The organism is Arsenophonus endosymbiont of Aleurodicus floccissimus (assembly GCF_900343025.1).
In the GTDB taxonomy this organism is placed as follows: Bacteria; Pseudomonadota; Gammaproteobacteria; order Enterobacterales; family Enterobacteriaceae; genus Arsenophonus.
In genome coordinates, this window is record NZ_OUND01000001.1 from 897391 (window position 1) to 918011 (window position 20621).

26 protein-coding genes are annotated in these 20621 nt (G+C 30.3%); 1 reads left to right on the forward strand and 25 read right to left on the reverse strand.

The genetic code is table 11. The annotated features are described in order from the left end of the window. The first annotated feature begins 7 nt into the window (after positions 1-7). Positions 8-3448, forward strand: coding sequence for a transcription-repair coupling factor (gene mfd / locus ARADI_RS04895; RefSeq protein WP_119711310.1), 3441 nt, complete (start codon positions 8-10; stop codon positions 3446-3448). Between the two features lie 85 nt (positions 3449-3533). Here mfd and ARADI_RS04900 read toward each other — a convergent pair whose 3' ends face one another. The 25 genes from ARADI_RS04900 to ARADI_RS05020 form a co-directional block, all read right to left on the reverse strand. After that, on the reverse strand, positions 3534-4838 hold the full coding sequence (locus tag ARADI_RS04900; protein ID WP_119711311.1) for an NAD(P)/FAD-dependent oxidoreductase: 1305 nt from the start codon (positions 4836-4838) through the stop codon (positions 3534-3536). Positions 4839-5248: 410 nt separating this feature from the next. Then, a complete protein-coding gene (locus ARADI_RS04905) occupies positions 5249-5734 on the reverse strand; it encodes a calcium-binding protein (protein ID WP_119711312.1) in 486 nt (161 codons plus the stop codon). Next, on the reverse strand, positions 5735-6163 hold the full coding sequence (locus tag ARADI_RS04910) for a hypothetical protein (protein ID WP_147392358.1): 429 nt from the start codon (positions 6161-6163) through the stop codon (positions 5735-5737). 144 nt (positions 6164-6307) lie between these two features. After that, complete coding sequence (locus ARADI_RS04915; RefSeq protein ID WP_119711314.1) at positions 6308-6490, reverse strand: hypothetical protein; 183 nt, start codon at positions 6488-6490, stop codon at positions 6308-6310. Further along, positions 6469-8091, reverse strand: a complete 1623-nt coding sequence (locus tag ARADI_RS04920) for a hypothetical protein (protein ID WP_119711315.1) — start codon at positions 8089-8091, stop codon at positions 6469-6471. Before ARADI_RS04920 ends, ARADI_RS04915 begins: the two co-directional genes overlap by 22 nt. Positions 8092-8254: 163 nt before the next feature. Further along, positions 8255-8602 carry a hypothetical protein gene (locus ARADI_RS04925; protein WP_119711316.1) on the reverse strand — a complete coding sequence of 116 codons (348 nt, stop codon included), beginning with the start codon at positions 8600-8602 and terminating at the stop codon, positions 8255-8257. An 18-nt stretch (positions 8603-8620) separates the two neighbouring features. After that, entirely contained in the window at positions 8621-9220 is a 600-nt protein-coding gene (locus ARADI_RS04930; protein ID WP_119711317.1) for a hypothetical protein, read from the reverse strand. Further along, positions 9208-9357 (reverse strand): hypothetical protein, encoded by a 150-nt coding sequence (locus tag ARADI_RS04935; RefSeq protein ID WP_182853094.1) that lies wholly within the window; start codon positions 9355-9357, stop codon positions 9208-9210. The genes ARADI_RS04930 and ARADI_RS04935 overlap by 13 nt, the downstream gene beginning before the upstream one ends. 86 nt (positions 9358-9443) lie before the next feature. Continuing rightward, the gene (locus ARADI_RS04940) at positions 9444-10139 is read right to left on the reverse strand and encodes a hypothetical protein (protein WP_119711318.1); all 696 of its coding nucleotides are present in this window, start codon (positions 10137-10139) and stop codon (positions 9444-9446) included. Positions 10140-10861: 722 nt separating this feature from the next. Beyond that, complete coding sequence (locus tag ARADI_RS04945; protein ID WP_119711319.1) at positions 10862-11230, reverse strand: hypothetical protein; 369 nt, start codon at positions 11228-11230, stop codon at positions 10862-10864. Between the two features lie 35 nt (positions 11231-11265). Beyond that, entirely contained in the window at positions 11266-11502 is a 237-nt protein-coding gene (locus tag ARADI_RS20685; protein WP_119711320.1) for a C80 family cysteine peptidase, read from the reverse strand. A gap of 493 nt (positions 11503-11995) precedes the next feature. Then, positions 11996-12319 (reverse strand): Mcf1 protease effector domain-containing protein, encoded by a 324-nt coding sequence (locus tag ARADI_RS04955; protein ID WP_119711321.1) that lies wholly within the window; start codon positions 12317-12319, stop codon positions 11996-11998. Positions 12320-12435: 116 nt separating this feature from the next. Further along, a complete protein-coding gene (locus ARADI_RS04960; protein ID WP_119711322.1) occupies positions 12436-12867 on the reverse strand; it encodes a hypothetical protein in 432 nt (143 codons plus the stop codon). 204 nt (positions 12868-13071) lie between these two features. Next, positions 13072-13569, reverse strand: a complete 498-nt coding sequence (locus ARADI_RS04965) for a hypothetical protein (protein ID WP_147392360.1) — start codon at positions 13567-13569, stop codon at positions 13072-13074. A 24-nt stretch (positions 13570-13593) separates the two neighbouring features. After that, a complete protein-coding gene (locus ARADI_RS04970) occupies positions 13594-14364 on the reverse strand; it encodes a hypothetical protein (protein ID WP_119711324.1) in 771 nt (256 codons plus the stop codon). A gap of 445 nt (positions 14365-14809) precedes the next feature. Continuing rightward, complete coding sequence (locus ARADI_RS04975; RefSeq protein ID WP_182853095.1) at positions 14810-15286, reverse strand: hypothetical protein; 477 nt, start codon at positions 15284-15286, stop codon at positions 14810-14812. 135 nt (positions 15287-15421) lie between these two features. Then, entirely contained in the window at positions 15422-15931 is a 510-nt protein-coding gene (locus tag ARADI_RS04980) for a hypothetical protein (RefSeq protein WP_119711326.1), read from the reverse strand. 5 nt (positions 15932-15936) lie between these two features. Further along, positions 15937-16242, reverse strand: coding sequence for a hypothetical protein (locus tag ARADI_RS04985; RefSeq protein WP_119711327.1), 306 nt, complete (start codon positions 16240-16242; stop codon positions 15937-15939). Positions 16243-16365: 123 nt separating this feature from the next. Next, positions 16366-16842 (reverse strand): hypothetical protein, encoded by a 477-nt coding sequence (locus ARADI_RS04990; RefSeq protein WP_119711328.1) that lies wholly within the window; start codon positions 16840-16842, stop codon positions 16366-16368. A 255-nt stretch (positions 16843-17097) separates the two neighbouring features. Then, a complete protein-coding gene (locus tag ARADI_RS04995) occupies positions 17098-17247 on the reverse strand; it encodes a hypothetical protein (protein WP_182853096.1) in 150 nt (49 codons plus the stop codon). Positions 17248-17795: 548 nt separating this feature from the next. Further along, positions 17796-18149 carry a hypothetical protein gene (locus ARADI_RS05000; protein ID WP_119711329.1) on the reverse strand — a complete coding sequence of 118 codons (354 nt, stop codon included), beginning with the start codon at positions 18147-18149 and terminating at the stop codon, positions 17796-17798. A gap of 29 nt (positions 18150-18178) precedes the next feature. Next, the gene (locus tag ARADI_RS05005; protein ID WP_147392361.1) at positions 18179-18766 is read right to left on the reverse strand and encodes a hypothetical protein; all 588 of its coding nucleotides are present in this window, start codon (positions 18764-18766) and stop codon (positions 18179-18181) included. Between the two features lie 129 nt (positions 18767-18895). Further along, on the reverse strand, positions 18896-19276 hold the full coding sequence (locus ARADI_RS05010) for a hypothetical protein (protein ID WP_119711331.1): 381 nt from the start codon (positions 19274-19276) through the stop codon (positions 18896-18898). A gap of 216 nt (positions 19277-19492) precedes the next feature. Continuing rightward, positions 19493-19801, reverse strand: a complete 309-nt coding sequence (locus ARADI_RS05015; RefSeq protein ID WP_119711332.1) for a C80 family cysteine peptidase — start codon at positions 19799-19801, stop codon at positions 19493-19495. Between the two features lie 10 nt (positions 19802-19811). After that, on the reverse strand, positions 19812-20183 hold the full coding sequence (locus ARADI_RS05020) for a hypothetical protein (RefSeq protein ID WP_147392362.1): 372 nt from the start codon (positions 20181-20183) through the stop codon (positions 19812-19814). Between the last annotated feature and the right edge of the window lie 438 nt (positions 20184-20621).

Below are 20621 nucleotides of genomic sequence, written 5' to 3' on the forward strand. Positions count from 1 at the left end.
AATCCTTATGCCGGCAAAATATTATTACCAACTACCCAAAAAGCAAGGTGATACACGCCATTTGGGGTGTCTAATTGGAGCGGCAGCCGCTGTTGAGTGTGCTGATATTGTCGAACGCCATCAGGGTCTTGTCGTTTTGATCACTCAAGATACGCATAATGCCTTAAAATTATGTGATGAAATACAACAATTTTCGCAAAATTCAGTGACAATGCTTTCGGATTGGGAAACACTACCTTATGATAGTTTTTCACCACATCAAGAAATTATTTCTGCGCGCTTAGTCAATCTTTATCGATTACCAACCTTAACAAAAGGTTTGTTAATTGTTCCGGTTAATACATTAATGCAAAAAGTTTGCCCTGCTGATTTTCTAATCAGCAATGCACTGGTCATGCATAAAGGCGACAAGCTCTCACGTGAAAATTTGCGTAACAATCTTGATAAAGTCGGTTACCGACATGTTGAAGAAGTACTCGAACATGGTGAATATGCTACTCGTGGAGCGTTACTTGATCTCTTTTCAATGGGCAGCGATAATCCATATCGGATTGACTTTTTTGATGATGAAATTGATAGCTTAAGAACTTTTGATGTTGATAGTCAACTGACTATCAGCGAAGTTCAGCAGATAAATCTACTGCCCACTCACGAATTCCCAACAGATGATAAAGCTATTGAGTTATTCCGTAGCCAATGGCGTGAACATTTCGACGTACGGCGTGATCCTGAGCATATCTATCAACAAATTAGTAAAAAAATAATGCCAGCGGGAATTGAATATTGGCAGCCTCTTTTTTTCAATCAATCACTATCTTCTTTATTTGACTATTTCCCTGCTAATACTTTATTGATCACGCAAGATTTAGCCGCGGCAGCTAGTAGATTTTGGGCTGACACTTGTCAGCGCTATGAGAGCCGAAATGTTGATTCCATGCGTCCGTTACTACCGCCTGATACACTTTGGCTGAATAGCGAACAACTTAATCACGCCCTTAAAACTTGGCCACGTATCAAAATTTCAGTTGAGCCGGTCGGTCAAAAAGCAGGCAATACTAACCTGCCCTACTTAGCTTTACCTGATTTAAGTATCAGCCAGCAAAATAAAGCCCCGATTGATAAACTGGAGCAATTCAGCAAAAATTTTGCTGGCCGAATTATTTTTTCTGCAGAAAGTGTCGGACGGAGTGAAACTGTACTAGAGCTATTAGCACGGATAAAAATCAACCCGATTAAGATTAAAATGCTGCGTGAAGCCAATAATTCCGGCTTTTATATCACCATTGGGGCTGCTGAACAGGGTTTTACTAATCAGGATCAACAAATCGCTCTTATTTGTGAAAGCGATATTTTAGGTAAACGAGTTATTCAACGTCATACTGAACAACGTAAAACGATTAATACCGATTTATTGATCCGTAATCTGGCAGAGTTACGCCCCGGACAACCGGTTGTTCACCTTGAACATGGGGTTGGACGTTATCAAGGTTTAACCACTTTAGCCGCAGGCAGTATTCAAGCTGAGTACTTAATGCTGACTTATGCAGGCAATGATAAACTTTATGTTCCGGTTTCATCGCTAAATTTAATTAGCCGTTATAGTGGCGGCAGTGATGAAAGTGCACCACTACATAAGTTAGGTTGTGATGTTTGGAGTAAAGCGAAACAAAAAGCAGCTGAAAAAATTCGTGATGTGGCGGCCGAACTGTTAGATTTCCATGCTCAACGTAGCATAAAGCCAGGTTTTGCTTTCAAGCACGATAAAATGCAATATCAGCTTTTTTGCCAAGGTTTTCCCTTCGAAACAACCGTTGATCAAGAACAGGCAATTAACGCCGTTTTAAGTGATATGTGTCAACCCATTGCCATGGATCGCTTAGTTTGTGGTGATGTCGGCTTTGGTAAAACCGAAGTAGCAATGCGAGCAGCATTCCTGGCAATAACCAATAATCAACAAGTTGCCGTGTTGGTACCTACAACGCTATTGGCGCAACAACACTTCGATAATTTTCGCGACCGTTTTTCAAACTGGCCAGTACGGATTGAAATGCTGTCACGCTTTCGTAGTAACAAAGAGCAGCAACAGATTATCAACGCAGCAGCTGAAGGAAAAGTGGATATCTTAATTGGTACCCATAAATTACTGCAAAATGATATCCGTTGGAAAACACTTGGGTTATTAATTGTTGATGAAGAGCATCGCTTCGGTGTTCGCCATAAAGAATTAATTAAATCGATACGAGCTAATGTTGATATTCTAACATTAACGGCCACACCTATTCCTCGAACCCTTAATATGGCAATGAGTGGCATGCGTGATCTGTCGATTATTGCCACTCCGCCGTCTCGTCGATTATCGGTTAAAACCTTTGTTCGTCAATATGATAATTTAATTGTGCGCGAAGCAATTTTGCGTGAAATATTACGGGGTGGACAAGTTTACTATCTGTTTAATGATGTAAAATATATTGAGAAAGCCAAAGAGAGTTTGGCGTCGCTGGTACCTGAAGCGCGTTTTGTAATTGGACATGGTCAAATGCGCGAAAGAGATCTAGAGCGGGTAATGACTGATTTCCATCGACAACGGTTCAATGTATTAATTTGCACCACCATTATTGAAACCGGAATCGATATTCCTACCGCTAATACTATTATTATTGAACGTGCAGATCATTTTGGTTTAGCGCAGTTACATCAATTGCGTGGCAGGGTTGGCCGCTCTTATCATCAAGCTTATGCTTATCTTTTAACACCACACCCGAAAGCTATGACGGCGGACGCGCAAAAACGGCTTGAAGCGATCGCAGCACTAGAAGATCTCGGCGCTGGCTTTGCATTGGCTACCCATGATCTAGAAATTCGTGGTGCTGGCGAGTTGCTTGGTGAAGAACAAAGCGGACAGATGACCACCATCGGATTTACACTTTATATGGAACTGCTAGAAAACGCCGTTGAGGCTTTAAAGCAAGGCAAGGAACCTTCTTTAGAAGAACTTACCAGCCAACAGACTGAAATTGAGTTAAGAATGCCGGTACTACTGCCGGATGATTATATTCCCGACGTCAATCTCCGATTATCGTTTTATAAAAGGATTGCTAGCGCCAAAAATGACAATGAGCTGGATGAGTTAAAAATTGAACTTATTGATCGTTTTGGTAGCCTGCCTGATGCAGGCAAGCAGTTACTACAATCTACTGCCATGCGGATGCATGCACAAGCATTAGGTATTAAACGAATAGAAGCTCATGAAAGAGGCGGATTCATTGAATTTAGTGAACAAAATAAAGTAAACGCAACTTTTCTTATCGCGTTACTGCAAAACTCAGCTGATATTTATCGGCTAGATGGGCCTAATAAATTGAAATTTGTTAAACCAATAATCAATTATGCTGAAAGGCTCACTTTCGTCAGACGTTTAATTACTGATTTTCAGGCACATCAAGTATAAATTAACTCATCGCTTCTTATTTTGATTACAGTAAGAAGCGATGGTTAATATCAAACTTGCTATTATTAATGGTGATCGACGTAAATTAATGTAATTTTAATCTAGGTCGAATAATACGATTAATACTGCACACTAGCATCATCAATCCGGTCTTAATATAACCATGTAACGCTATTTGATGCATACGATAAAGTGAAATATAGACGATACGAGCGATTTTCCCTTCAACCATCATATCACCGCGCACTAAATTTCCCATTAGGCTGCCAACCGTACTAAAACGAGACAATGAGACTAAAAAACCATGATCTTTATAAACATACTCTTGCAACGCTTTATGCTCGAGTAATGCGAGGATATTTTTATAACACAAAGTGGCCATTTGATGTGCAGCTTGGGCGCGGGGAGGCACAAATCCACCCTCTTTTTTAGGGCAAGATGCGCAATCACCAATAGCAAAAATAGCATTATCTAGTGTCGTTTGTAGTGTTGATTTAACGACTAATTGGTTAATTCGATTAGTTTCTAAGCCACCAATTTGGGGCATAAAATCAGGTGCTTTAATACCCGCAGCCCAAACCATAAGATCGGCGTTAATTTTTTCTCCTGATTTAGTGTTAAGGCCATCTCTATCCGCACTAGTTACCGTGGTCTGTGTTAAAACACGAACACCCAATTTGGTTAATTCATGATGTGCAGCTATTGAGATCCGTACCGGTAATGCCGGTAAAATACGTTCTCCCGCCTCAACCAGGGTTACATTAAGCGCTCCCTTATCCAAGCCTTCAAAACCATAACTGGTCAATTGCTCGATAGCATTATACAATTCAGCAGAAAGTTCCACCCCACTTGCGCCACCCCCAACAATAGCGATATTAATCTTATCATCCGGTTTATGTCGCACCGAGTAACTGAGAAATAAATTTAACATTTCGTCATGAAAACGATGTGCTTGCTGAGGGTTATCCAGGAAAATACAATGCTCTTTTACGCCGGCGGTACCAAAATCATTAGACACACTGCCTAACGCCATTATTAAAATATCAAAATCTAATTGCCGCTCAGGAACTAATAATTGGCCTTCTTTATCATGTATCGCTGCAAGCGTAATGGTTTTATTTTCACGATTAATATTTGTCAAGCAACCTAATTGAAAATGAAAATAGTGATTACGGGCATGCGCCAAATAACTCAGAGCATCTACTCCATCATCTAAAGAGCCGGTCGCAATTTCATGCAGTAGAGGTTTCCATAAATGGCTTTGATTGCGATCAACTAATATAATCTCAGCTTTATTCTTGCGTCCTAATTTATGCCCCAACTTAGTTGCTAGTTCTAATCCTCCTGCCCCACCACCGACAATAATCATCTTGGTTTTTGGCGTCATCATAACTACCCTATCCTAAAATACTTTTTTGTTATTTAAATAAATTTAACAATTAGCTTAAAATGGCTTAATTTTTCAAAAAAACTTTATTTTGCCAACAGAATAACATAGTTGATTATTTGCTCATACCTAAATTAACTAAAATCAATTTAGCTGGTTATTTTTACATTATTACTATCAATAATAAGTGAAACAAAATACTGCGACTATTTACAATAACCAAAACTCACTATCTAATTTCTATTTATCAATAATAGTGTTTATATGGTTGTCGCAACACTAAAATCTGCCTCAACATTAAAGGTAGATAGATAAGTGATTAAATCGATACTGCTATTTTCGATTTTATTATTAAACGCAGCCATGAAATCAATTAAACCATTAAGTTGTTCATTATTAAGCGGTTCATTACGTCAAATTCTAGCTTTAACAGTAATATTTTGTTGCTCATAATCTTCAATCAATATGCCAGATAAACTATCCGAAGAGAAATATGATCGATTGCCGTTGTGATCAACAATCTGATAATCAGCGATCTTTTTATCCTGCAAAATAATGGTATCTTTGCCTCCACTGTTAATAATTTTAATATGGCCATTAAGCTGATTAATGAAAATAATATTGTTACCTTTTCCTACCGTTAAGGTGACATTTCCACCGGTCGTGATAAGAATATCAGCGCCATCACCAACATAGAGTGCATCATTGCCTTCACCATCAAACAGAATATTATTACCCGCTTTAACCGTAATAATATCATTACCTTTTCCTCCCTTAATAATATGTCCCCTTTGACTAATATCGGTGACAATATTATTACCATCACCGGCATCAAGTAATTTTTCATTCAGACGATAATCTAATGGCAACACAATAATATCATCTTGTTCTGTTATCACTTAAATAGGATTAAATGGCTTAATAAAGTTGCCCTGTTCAGACAAAATTATATTAAATTTTTGCTGATTTTTATTCTGAATTAGAATATTTATTGATGTTAACTGCTGCCAATTTACAAATTTTATTCTGGCTATATCATTTTTTTTATCTTTATGTACCAGCTCATTATTTTCAAACAAAAAATCATACCCACTATATTCAGCTAAATAAATAATTAATCTATCATTTTCAGTATAAAACTCACTTACTGTGCCATAATCAAAAGTAATATAAATAGCCACTAAATTAGGAATTGACATATTATTGATATAATAATTATCTATACCTTTTGTCAGATGAAAATAGCTATTACTTTTTATATTATAAAAGTGGTTATCAAATTGATCGTTAGAAAATTTTGCTTCCACTCCCTCTAATGCGGTTTTCATTGGTCTAATATTATTTGGTAAGTAATATATTTTTTTATATGTCTCAAGGGTATTTTCTTGCAGATCAATACCAATATAATAAGATCTGGCCGCGCTGACATGACGTTCAAACTTTCTAACATACATAATCTCAAATAAAACATCTTAATAATAGGGGGACTCCAACAATTGAGATAAATAAGGGGTTAATAAAAACCCATCCTGAGTAAGTATATTATATTGATGAGTTAAAAAACGTTTGCCATCACCATGATAATTATAGGCATTTTTTAGTTTTATTTGAATAACACTTTTTGCTGTTTTATTCAGCTCAGATGAAGCATCCATTTCAATTTTAGAATAATATCACTATTAATTAATTCAAATGATTTTATTTCATCTAACTGATACTCCAGTCCGATAATAGATTCATCACTGTTACTCATTTCATCTATTACTACATATGAATTATAATTAAACAGTCGATTAAATTTAAATCGCTGCTTTTGGTGGTTTGGATTGATAAAAATTTGCTGCTCTGGATGCCACTGATTAAAAAAGCGATAGTCAGGTAAGATTTTTATATGATCGGTCCAGTTATAACGTTGAATAACATACCGATCAACGCCATTACCGCCGTTAGCATAGCCCTTTGTTAATAAAAGGGTATCATTACCGTCCTTACCATACAAAATTACATGCCCATTGACACCTGCTAAAATATTATGTGCTTTATTCGGCCCACTGGCATTTTCTAAATTATTAATAGATGCAACAAGTTGTGAAGTATTATTACTATTACTAACAAAACTTGTCATTCTATGATGAGAATAGTCAAAAGTGCGGAAAGGTCGCGTTAAATATTTTACGGTACTATTTTCTAAATCAATATAACAACCGCTAAAACTGGTATTGTTATGTTTGTTATAAATAGAAAAATCTGGCTCTATAAGACCAATATTTTGTTGAATAGGTAATGTATTAATAATACTATCATTACTATTTTTACCGTAAAGATATTTTATTTCATTAGTTTCAAATTGCTTATTATTAAAGATAAAAATATCATCGCCATTACCTGTATTAAAACTTATGCCAGAAATATATGCCTTGTTATAGGTATTTCTAAAAAAACTTTCAGCATAATCATAGGAGTGTGTTAATCTAGGCCACAATGATGTTGTATAAATGACCATTGATTTTTGACTATTCGATGTAAACAATTTATACCTATTAGAATAAGTGTCAGCAAAATCTAAAAATATATTATCTGAATTTTCCTCTAATAAAATCGTATCATTAGTCCCTATTTGTGAATGGGGAATATATTCTTTAATTTTAACATGTTGAATATCATAACGATCTGGAAATTGCTGTAAAATTAACCTTACATCCTGTTCGGAAAAACGCCTTTTTTTCTGCTCTTTCTCATGATCAATAGCCTCATTTATCCATAAGGTAGTAGCTGAGTTTAAAAATATATTGATATATTTTGCTATCATATGATGTTCAATATCTTGATAGACTAGATATTTATTTGTCTGTTTATCTATTAAATGAAAATAAGGTAACTCTTCTGCTTGCTGCATTTCTTCAATATATAAATGTAAAGTATAACCAAATGGTTGTAATTGAAATTGATTGCGTTGTTTTTCAAATAACGCTTGTTTAAAACTATCTGCTACCTGAAATCGCTGTAATTGATTTTGCATCGCATAAGTTAGATCCAGTTCCAAAGCCGCTCTTAGACCAGTCTCAAATTCTTCCGCTGAAGTTAATTCAATTTTTTCTTTAATTTTCGCTACTGTTCGTACCGCATTATAGGCCATCCCCCCCTCCAACATTAAACCTGCGCCAAACGCAATACCAATCGGGCCTGCTGTTGCTGAACCAGCAAAAATAGCTAATGCCGTACCAATTCCAACACCTACTCCCAGTACAGATAACATGCCATTGATAATTAGATCCTGACGTATAACAGGATCTTGTTCGGTCTTTAGTTGACTAAAACTATCATAAGCATAATAAAAATCAAATCCAGCCTCAGCCGCATTTAAAAAAATAACCGTCCGGCCAGTAAATGTACCTGCTACTCAATAAGAGCCAGTGATTTTATAAGCGATTTTTAATAACAGAGGCTGCCAAAATATCAGTGCTAAAATTAGCTGCCGCTGCACTCCATGCAATGGCGATATTTTTGCTTATTTCAGCCCGCTGCTGATCCTTCAATTCTGTAGACTGCTGCTTTGCTAACATCTTGTGGGTAGAGTTAATTAATTGAAACAGGCCAATAGCCTGAGTACAATAACTAATTTTATTCATCATGCGAGCATAACGAGGCAATTTGACACTACTTTGCTGTAAACGTGGCCAAAGAGTCTTATCTGGGTTATGTTCAATAGCAGATAATCTTTCTAATAATAGTGCTGATGAAACCAGATTCTGTTCATTAGTTAACAATTGACTCTTTGATGCGACTCAACTTAATTGTTGGTTAATTATCCTCACCAGCTCTAAATTTTCCTGCGAACTATTCGCAAAAGTTAAATAATCATTAAGTTGCTGAACATCGAATGTCAATTTATCGCTATTGTTAGCTAATAGCCTGGTTGATTGCACTGTCACTGGCCGATTATCAATCTGTGCGCCAGCTTGTTGTAAAGTTGCTAGTTGAATATGGGTAGCGCCTGTTTTTACTATTAATGGTTGCGTAGTGACCGCAGATTTATCGGGCAATTGGGTAATTAGTGAACTAATTTTAGTTTTTATCTCTTGAGTAACCTTAAGACGATAAATATCAAATTTAAATTGACTTTCAGAGGTTTTTTCTATGCCGATTTCAGCAGCTCTGGTGGTTTTATTTTTTACAATAAAATTTTTAGGCAAATCTACCGTTAAATAATCAGTTAATCCTCTATATATTGCAGCAGAAAGATCCAGCTTATTTTGTCCACTAAATACAATTTCTCCACCTTTTGCATCAAATAACGCATATTGATAACTATTAGTTTGCCGTGCGATTACTAAAGTGAATACAGAATTACCCGCTTTTAGTTGGTAAGTACCTATTTCTGCCACCGGTAACCACTGCCCAAGGGATTGCGTATCACCAGTTGGGTTATATTACCAACCATATCTTGTCGTTTAATATATTGGAAAACCTGCTCGAATTGCTGCAAAAAATAGCGTTCTTCGGTGGAAAGTAAATTTATCAAACGTTATTCATGTAATTTACGATGATATACCAGTAATTGGTGAGTATTATCATTAGCATCAACCCGAAAGCTGCTATACATTATGCCTAAAGTCGCCTCGATATTAGCGGCAAAAATATTACTGTCATGTAACAAAAAACATGTGAAAACAATCTCATTTGTCCATCAATATCAGCACTACGACTAATTTGCTGTTTTAATTGGCTAAAATTGATAAATAAGCGACGATGCCAGTGATCACTTTTCTCTAATGCAGAGTATAAAGATAATCCTTCAAGCACACTTTCTGCAGAAAGTTCTATCAAATCACCTAATGAGGTTTGTAAACGCATATATTCTGGAAAATTAGTTACTAAAGACGAGATCTTGCCCTCATGCACTTCATTTGTGCCTAAAGGAAAATATTGTTTTAATATCCAACATGACTGTTCACTTAAATTATGCAATACAGTTTGATCACAATTTATTGCATCCAGTAATGAGGATAATTCATGCGCTTGTTGCCATAACTGTAATTGTACCTGTTTAATAAAAATTAGCTGCCAATTAGCCATTGCATTAGTGTAAATATATTGATTTTGTCCAAAATAATTATTCACTTTTTTACTAATAATAGGATCATAAAACACTTGTTTTAGTTTATTAATATCAAAACTATTTTGCTCATTAGCAAAATAGTTTTGTAAATAAAAAGAATATTCTGACACTACCTGCCAAACAGGTACCTCTTTCAATGTAATACTCATTAATAAGGATTGAGTAATAGGAATATTATTTAACAAAATTTGTTTTGTGGCAGAGTCATAACGACAGCTAATAAAACTAGCATTATGATTTGATAAATTCTCATTAACTAAAAAACCTTTTACGCTGGGTATAAAATGTAATTATTGTATCAATACCAGTAATAGAAAGCTGTTTTGCAACCCCTGATGCAATCTAATTAATATTATAAGGACTAGCATTTTGCCCCATTCTAGTAGTGCTAATAACGCAGACTTCCTGTGGGTTATCCAGCAGAAAATATTTTTTTAAGGTTAATAAAGTTTTTACCAACAATTGTGAGTTCAAGCCTCTAAATTTTTCTCCTGTTGGTGAAACATGACCTAATAAAAACTAGTGTTTCTCATTTTGCTGTTGAAATGCAGCTAATTCTCCATATTCAATAAAATATTTTTTACTTTTGACATCAATCTGAATAATTAAAGTATTATTTGGATCTAACATCACAATCAATTCAGCTTGCTGACGAGCCTTATCATCACCAGAACCCTAAATATAATATTTTTTATCGGCGCTATAGGTACATGGCTATTACTTTCAACAATAAAATTTACATTGACTTTGCGCCAGATAGGAATTTCATTTATCTATTTTGCAATTATTTTATCTAACAGAACTTGATTATTAAAAACAAAATTATTACTGAAAACTTCATGATGATATACTTTAAAAATATTATAAGCTTCATTTTCATAACTGACTAATTTTATTAAATCAATATTTAAATTACCTTCATTATCTGAAAAATATTTTTTAAATAAAATTCATTTTCTGATAATATAGAATTTACTAAATCATAGTTATTTCCTAAGTCATTTAAAATTGAAGAAATATAATCCTCTTCATTAATATAAATAGTGTTTGATAACCGATGATATTGATATTTTTTCTTATATAATGCTATATGTTGAATATTACTTGCTAAAAATCCAACTTTTGTCACTCTGTGACCTGAATCAGAAATATAAATATTTTTTGTATAAGCAGAAGTTGTTGCATCAAACTGCTGACCCCACAATGCACGGCTTAGCTTAAGCGCGTTATCTTCTATAATATTATCACTTGCAAGCTTACAGCCGACAAAAACCATTTTTTTTGGTTCATGGTGATCAAATACAATTTGTTTTAATTTTTTAAACTCTTGTCAAAAGCAGATGGTTCTAAACGGTTAAAATAATAACGACGGGCAACAACCAGCCAACGTACATTACCTCGTTTTCTCAACTCAGCTGAATTATACTTAATTCGATACTGATTACTTTCCATATCAAAATAAATAATAGTCGTTTTAGTTGGGTGTTTATTTTTTAATTTTTCAACCGCATCAGCTACAATATCATCATTTTGAATTTGGATAATAATAGTATATTTTCGACTTAACGTTGAATCAGATAATAGTTGACTGTCAACAACTACATGGCTATTTTTGTCATTCTCGTTGCCATGTTAAACAAAAATAAAATCATCGACTATTTTGATTAAATAAGGTGATTTTTTCTGGTTTTTGATTTCAGATAAATGATCAGGAAATAGTATCAATATTATAATATGAAATAATATCGTATTCAGATTCGATAAATGTCGTTATTTTATCTGAAGTTAATAGTTCTTGATACTCTTCATGAATGATATTTAGTATTTTATCAATGGATAATTTATTAATAATAACATTTTTTATAACTTATTCATTATTATGCAAGTAACTTAATTTAACTAATACTAATTGAGCAGTAAAATCAATATTAGCAAACTCTATATTAACATTATAGAGTAAATTTTCATTAACAATAAATAATCTTGTTATTTTTTGTTGATTTTAAAAAATTATTTTTGTTGCGGTTATCTCTATATCTTGTTACTTAATATCTAAATCAATTAATTGCTGTTTGATATCATCATTATCTTTATAAGCAGCTATCATTAATTTATAATTACCATTTTCATTTTTAGTTATATTATAAGCTTGTTCATTTTCTTTTAAATAGGACAGCAAAAATAATCTAAATTTTTCTTTATTATCAAAATTAAATACACCGATATTACTATCAAAAAAAGTATAATTAATTTTCTGAGGTTTATTGTCTATCGAAAATATCATCATATGATTGCCAGTAAATAACTCAAAATATTTAGAATCATATTTTACAGATTGATTAAAATAATTAAAAAAAAGAATCAATCCCTAAAATATAAGAATGGCGATCATGAGTTTATTTAAATAAAACTGTTTGCATACCATTGTCTAATGTGAATTTAATACTATCAGTGTAATATTTATATTTTTTCTAATAAAACTTAATTAAAATTAGATTTTATATTTTCAATTAAATAAATATCGTTATTAAGATAGTAGGCTTTTAAATCAATATAAAGCTCTTCAAACCAGCTTGAATCTTTTAAATTACTATTTAATTCCAATGAGTTACTTTTCATTCTATGGATATAATGACGTGCTGTCTTATCAGGTAATATATCAAACCACATATAGGGATCTGGTACATAACTATTAATGTCTATATAAATAAAATACCGTTTTTGTATATTAATCATAATAGTAAGAATACGATTCAATTTTTCTTTAGCATGAACTTTTTCTGCCATCAACTTGGCTTTTACTAAAGTGGTAGAGCTTTCTGAAATTGGAATTTCAATCGTTTGAATTAATTGTTTTAACTCAACTAAGAACCTTTCTCCTTGTTGTCTACCTCCTTGACGAATATTGGCCATATAATAGCTAGATAATCCGAGACAAATACTCCCTTGGATATTGTTTAATAAATTATTATTACCATGTAATATAAATTTTCAGCAATATGAACAAGTTTGTTTTTTGACATTAAATATAAGTAAGTAAGTTGAGAAAAATTAATATCAGTATTATAATTATCAGGCATAAACATTCCCTCTAATTTTCATTTCCTTTCAATGATTTTATAAGTTACTTATTTCCTTATATTGATATATTTTGTTAACAAAATCTCTTTTATCGTTATCTAAATTAGCAACGACTGTCTCATAATTATTGTGCTGAAAAGCTGATGCTGCACTTATTAGTAAATTTATATTTTTATTATTTAATGAAGTACTGATTTCGACATTGTTTTTATATTTTTCATAATCATAAATAATTATTTCTTTTCTACTATCTAGCGATGAAATAACTAAATTATTATCAACACTCTCATTTTTATAGATATTTCCTATTCCTTGTGTATAAGTTTTAGTTTCACCTTCATCAAGAAAAATTTTTGTCTCATTATTATTATAATTTATCACTATAACATTATTACCTTTACCTGCTGAAATAATATTATTGCCATCGGTTGATATAATAATATCATCACCATCAATCATAATGTTATGACCTCCTTTAGCGGTAATAATATCATTACCACTACCACCAATAAGAATGTTTTCTAACTCAGTCATATCAGTATATGATATCATTACCAGCTAATGTATTAATTTTTCTTTGGAGTATATTACTTTTGATATAATTAATATTATCATCATGTTCAGTAGCAATAAGCATTTCAACTGTAGGTTTAATACTATAAGTACTATTTCTATATTCAATATTAAAACTTTCATTATTTTTATCAACAAGATAGATTTTATCAAAAAAATAATTTGTATTATTAATAAATATAATTTCAGCTGTATTGTTATTTTTACTATATAATAACTTATTCTCATAAAATAAAAATCATAACCACTATAATTTTTTATAGCAATAATAACATATTTATGTGTATAACCTGCTATAATTTCTTTAAAATAAAAAATAATACTTTTATTATTACTAAAGCCTTTAATCTCAAGATTATCAATAATATAAGTATCTATATCATGGGAAAAATTAACATATGAATTATTTTTAATTGATATAAATTTATTATTAACATTATTACCATAAAATAGAGAATTTTCTACATTATGAGTAGCCAATAATGGTTTGATCATAGGGGGTAATAAATAATTTTTTCGGTAGTTTTTTATGCTATTATGGTTTAAATCAATCTCAATCTGATTATTAATCATAGCACTGCTATTTTTATCTAGTTCACTAATGTATATAGCTTCAAATATTTTGTTTTGTGGTATTTTTATTTTATCAGTTAAATTCATCGATAACAAAAAACCATCTGCTGTTTGTAAAATATGTTCATGGTTAACCATTAAATTATTACTATCAAAATTTCTATATGCATTTTTTAAAACCAAATTAATATTATTTATATTTAGACTACGCTTAACACTAATATTTCTTTTATTATCAAAGGCAGAAATATTAATGCTAATATCATTACCTGTTATCGCTAATTATTTAATTTCATCTAAATAATAATCAAGATTTACGATACTTTTTGTTTGAAATTCATATTCATCAATAATAATCTTCGCATCAAAATTATCTGTTGCTCTATTAATGGCAATGTTTATCCATGTTTTATTTTCATCATTCCAGATATAATCTACACTTCGCCAAGTTAAACTTGCAACATACTCATTCCAGCTATAACGCTCTATAATATAAATATCTTGCTCTTCACCACCATTAGCATAGCCATTATTTAGTATAATAGTATCTTTTCCCCCTTACCATAAATAATATCTAAGCCCCATTACCATTTAAAATATTATCTTTTTCATTTGCTAAAATAACATCTTAACTATTTTTTATTCCAATAATATTTTCAAAAATGACTAAATCAGCATGAATGTCAGTTTTATTATTACTATTAATTAACAATTCAATATTTTCAAAACTAGTATAGATAAATTGATGAAGAAATCTTAATGAACCTTGTTCTAAATTAATAAAAGTTCCTGCTAATGGAAGGGTTACATTATCAGAAATAATTCCATCACTACTTAACGATACATTACTATCATAACAAGGTAATTGAGCAATGATCAAAATATCATTTCCTTTATTACCATTAAAATATTTATATTCCGTTGCACCCAATATTTCACCTGATAAAATAAAAACATCATCCTGTTCGCCACCAATAAATATTTTATGGCCATTATAAGACAGGAAACAATTTTTTACTGCTATTAAGCCAACTGCAACATCATCACCATGGCTAAAATTAAAACTAATACCAGTAATTTGTCGCTTTAAACTTCCTTTCATCAAATAATCATGTAAATTTTCATAAATAAGTTCTGGCTGATTTTTTCCTGCTAATGAATAAATAGCATATGCATTAGAAAATCGATAATTATCCAGGTAAGGTTGATTTGTTAATACTTTAATTATATTATCCTGCTCTCATTTAAACATAATAACTTCATTTTTAGCTTGAGTATTAATCGGAATATAGGTTTTAATTTTTTCCGGTTCTACTAGATAACGTTCTGGGTATTGTGCAATAATTTTTCTGACCTCTTCAGCTGTAAATTCGCGTTTTGCCACTTCAATTGCTTCGTCAAGTTGTTGTTGTTTCCATAAATCGAAAGATAACGTAAGAATATTTAAATCATTTTTTAAATATTCATAATCATATTGAATGGTGAAATTTTTATTCTTCAGTAGGTAAAAATTTGTTTGTTTATCAAATAAGTGATAACGCGGTAATTCAACAATTTTCTCTTCTTCTGTAACAAATATATTAAGATTATAGCCGGCTGATTTTAACACATTGGTAAATAAATCTTTTTCACTTTGTATTCTATAAGCTTTAACCGCATTTTCTGTCTGTTGCTTTAATAACTTATTGCGTACTGAATAACCAACTGATAGCCCTAATGCAGCATTCAAACCTGTTTGAAACTCTTCCATGGCTATTAATTGTACATTTTTTTAATTCTTTCAACAGTACGATAGGCGTTATAAAACATTCCTGCTACCATTAAACTTATACCGACCGCAATACCTACAGGACCAGCAGACGAACTACCAGCTAACATAGTCAATGCACTGGTAATACTTACCCCTGCTCCTAACAAAGATAACGTACCATTAACAATTAAATCCTGGCGTATTACCGGATCAGTTTCATAGTTTAGTTGATTAAAGTTTTCATAGGCATAATAAAGATCAAATCCACTAGCAGCAATATTAATGCCAATAGATAATCTGGCAGCAAACAAATCAGCACTATATCTCGTTCCTGTTATGTGATATGCAGCTTTTACTAGTAAAGGTTGTAAAATTTCATTGCCCCAATTTACGATGCCAGCACTCCAGGCTATAACTAGACTTTTTTCAATCTGCTATCCTTCACTTACCGAAATATCAGAATTATTTAAATAGTTTAAGCTTAATTGGGTTGATGAAACCAATTGTATAAGACTTGTTAACTGAGTAATATTAGAAATCTTATTCAGAATATGTGCATAACGTGGTAATTGTGCCATATTAAGTTGTAAATTTTTCCATAATTTTCTGGTTATTAAATGTGGTTCAACATAGTTATTAATATCTATTAAACGCTCCATCGCTACAGAATAATCATTTAAATTACCATTTCCCAATAAAAAAATTTTATGATCAGGTAAAAGTTTTATTTTTTTAATTAATTTAATAATATTAATATTTTCTCTAGTACCTGAAAATAAAGTTAAATAATTATTAAGTTTTTCAGCATCAAATGTTATTTTTGTTTGCCAATTAGCAATGCTTATAATAGCAAATGATGAAATAGGAATATCCTCTATATGAGCACCAGCTTGCTGTAAGACTAATAACAAAATATTATGTTCTCTTATCTTAACATTTACATTAGATTCGAATATATTTTCATTAATTGGTATTTAATCAATTAAATCTTTTCCCCTGGTTTTAATTATCAAATTATCATAAATTTTTTGTAGCTTAAATTGATTATTTGTAATCGGATCCTTTTCTAATCCCATCAATTGATAGAGCTTATAACTATTATTATCAATAACAACATCACTATTAAGATAATTCCTAATATAAAAAATAACTTTTATACCTAGATTTTACTTTACTATCTGATTTATTTTTATTTCACCCATGCCTGGATCAAAGATTTTACATTGATAATAACCATATCCTTTATCTTCAATAAGAACAGTGAAAACAATATGATTTATACTTAATTGATATTTGACAATAGGATCACTAGCCAAACTTTCAGCAAAATTTAAATTTTGCTGATCATAGAGTAACGATTCACTATTAGCAAAATAGACAATCCAATCGACAACTTCATTAAAGTTATTTAAAAACTTTTGCTCATTAGTCGATAATTTTCTCCTGGTGGAAACTTCGATTAAATCACGGTGATATTGCCATATTCTATTTATATTATTAGAATTATTAGAATTATTAGAATTATTAGAATTATTAGAATTATTAGAATTATTAGAATTATTAGAATTATTAGAATTATTAGAATTATTAGAATTATTAGAATTATTAGAATTATTAGAATTATTAGAATTATTAGAATTATTAGAATTATTAGAATTATTAGAATTATTAGAATTATTAGAATTATTAGAATTATTAGAATTATTAGAATTATTAGAATTATTAGAATTATTAGAATTATTAGAATTATTAGAATTATTAGAATTATTAGAATTATTAGAATTATTAGAATTATTAGAATTATTAGAATTATTAGAATTATTAGAATTGAACGCATAAAAGAGGCCTATATACTTAGCTAAATTTACATTTTTTCAAAATAAAAAGCATGTGACAATGGTTTTATGGTTAAGTTAGGATCTTGATTAACTTTTCTAGTTAATGTGATAATATTATTAAGATAATATTGATGCCATTGCTGACTTCTAAATAATGACTCTTGTAACGGCAATTCACTAAGTCCACTTCTTTCATCTATCCCGGTAAGCTCTGTCAAAGACATATGTAACTTATTTAACTGTTGTGGTTCATTAATTAAGATCATTAAACTAGCCACATCAAGTGTTCCATCTGAGTGTGAATATAGTTCAGCGAGTAAATTTTTTGAATAATCACTAAGATAATAAATAATTTCTGGCCGATAACTGATATTTTCCAATAACAGATCAATATTTATTATTTTTATATTTAATGCTTAATTATTATCAGTAAAAATATTCTTTGCCATTGTTTAAGCGGATTTGGTAATTGATTTATATTGAGTAGAAAATAATTATTCACTTTACGACTAATAATGAGATCATAAATAATGGTTTTTATTTTATTAGTTATTAAATTACCATCTTGGCTAAATAGGTATTGATTTAAATAATAAGGATAACTTTGAAATTCTATATCAAGATCAATATTTACTTTAGCTATATCCATAAATAAAGCATGAGAAATATTAAAATAATTATAGAATAGTTGTTCAGTGGCTTGATCATATCTAAATTTACTAAATTTATTATTTTTAATCAAATCAAAATATTCAGCCACTCCATCTAATGATGGTAATGGAAAAGGATCAATGTTTGTCTTGTAACTAATTATATTGGTTGTTATATTTTTCTGCGCTAATTTTATTGCCAGCTGATAGGCAATTGCTGAAGTATCATATGGGTTTGACAATCGGCCTAATGCTCTTTTATTAAAGAAACTAATTTCACCAGGTATAGCCAATAAATGTTGTTTATGGATATTATTCATTACATCGACTAAATTTTCTATCGTCATTCCTTCAAATAAAAAAACAGCATCTTGCAGTTGAACATCTCCCAACAATATCCATTTATCAATTGTGGTTTTTTGTAAATTATCTAATTTTCCATATTCTAAGATTATAGTACTTAAATTTTTATCTACCTAAAAAATGAATGTATTTTCCGGATTTTCACTAGCTATTAACTCAGGTTGTTGATGATATTTTTTCTCATCAGTAAAACAAAAAATAATTTTTCTTTTGTTATTTTTATCTGCTAGATATAAATTATTTTGTATTGCTTCATTATTGACTGTTTTCCATAACGGAGTACCAAAAATTTTTTCATCATATAATTTCTCTAGAAAACTATTTATATTAAAATAACCATAAACCGCTCTGGTTTCATAAATATAATCAACAAATAAATTATATGCTCGATTATCTAAAACAACCAATTTTAATAAATTGATATCTAACTTACCATTTGGAAGATAGAAATATTTCTTTACATAATCACTATTTTTAATAAAATCGCGATCCAATGAAATATTGCCAAAATTAATTTTTATTAAAATATAATTAATTAATATTTCATGATTAATTTGTATTCCAACCAGAGAAATTTCTTTATTAAAAATAGTTTTTTAATATCTGGCATCTTTACGGCTACTTTCATATTCATTTAAATAAACTACTTTTCTCCCATTATGACAAATATGTAAATCTTGAGTATAAGCAGTTATTATTGAATTAATCCATTAATGCCAAAGTTGTTGGCTAATATCTAAAGCAAAATTATCTTCTATTCTTACTTCACCTAATTTGCAACCCAATAAAACTATTTTATTAGGATCACTATTCTTAAATTCAGTCTGTTTTAAATATTTTAATTTAGCGACAATATCTTGCGCAGTTTTTCCGGCAAAGCTTCTTTTTTTAGTTGCACTATCAATTCTACCATGTGCAATAAGAAACCATCTTGTTCGGTCGCCTGACACTTTATTAATATCACCATAAGCCACTCTATAACGATCGAGATCAAGATCATACTGAATTATTGTGGTCATATCTGGATGCTTAACTAATTAATTTGGCAACTGATTTACTAACAATTTCGTCACCTTCAAATTGAATAACTAAATTATGGCGATAATTGGTTTCTGCTAACCTTTCTATTTCGATATCAGTATGAAATGGAATTCTTTCTGGGTTAACTTTAGGATTCCACCATGCATCAAGAACAACTGTGATATCGTCACCTAAAGATTCATTTTTATGTATTTCCAGTGTATCCTTTAAAAATTTTTCTAGTAAAAATTTAATAATAATTTCTGAGTCTCTAGTATAATTAACTTTTGAAACAATACATTTATCATTGTCTATATTTAGATAGAGTTTGTTATTGTCTAATACCAAGAAGTTTTTATATAGTTCTGTTATAGTTTCCAAAATTATATCGTAATCAACAGAATTAACAGTTAAATCAATTATTTTTGAATTTACATTTTCATCAATTAAGACTATTTTTGTTATTCCAACTGTTGCATTAAATTATTTAAATAGCAATTTAATATTATTAGTAAGATAAAAAATACTTTGTTCTTTACAAAGTATTTTAGTGATTTTTATATTTACTAAATCACGTTCAATAGCTGTAAAAACATTCTTTTTATTAAATAAATTACTATTTTATAATTTTATAATTTTATAATTTTTATAATTTTATAATTTTATAATTTTATAATTTTATAATTTTATAATTTTATAATTTTATAATTTTATAATTTTATAATTTTATAATTTTATAATTTTATAATTTTATAATATAATTATTATTATCAATGTCAGAAAATCATAAATATCTTGCCGTTTTTTTACCACATAAGC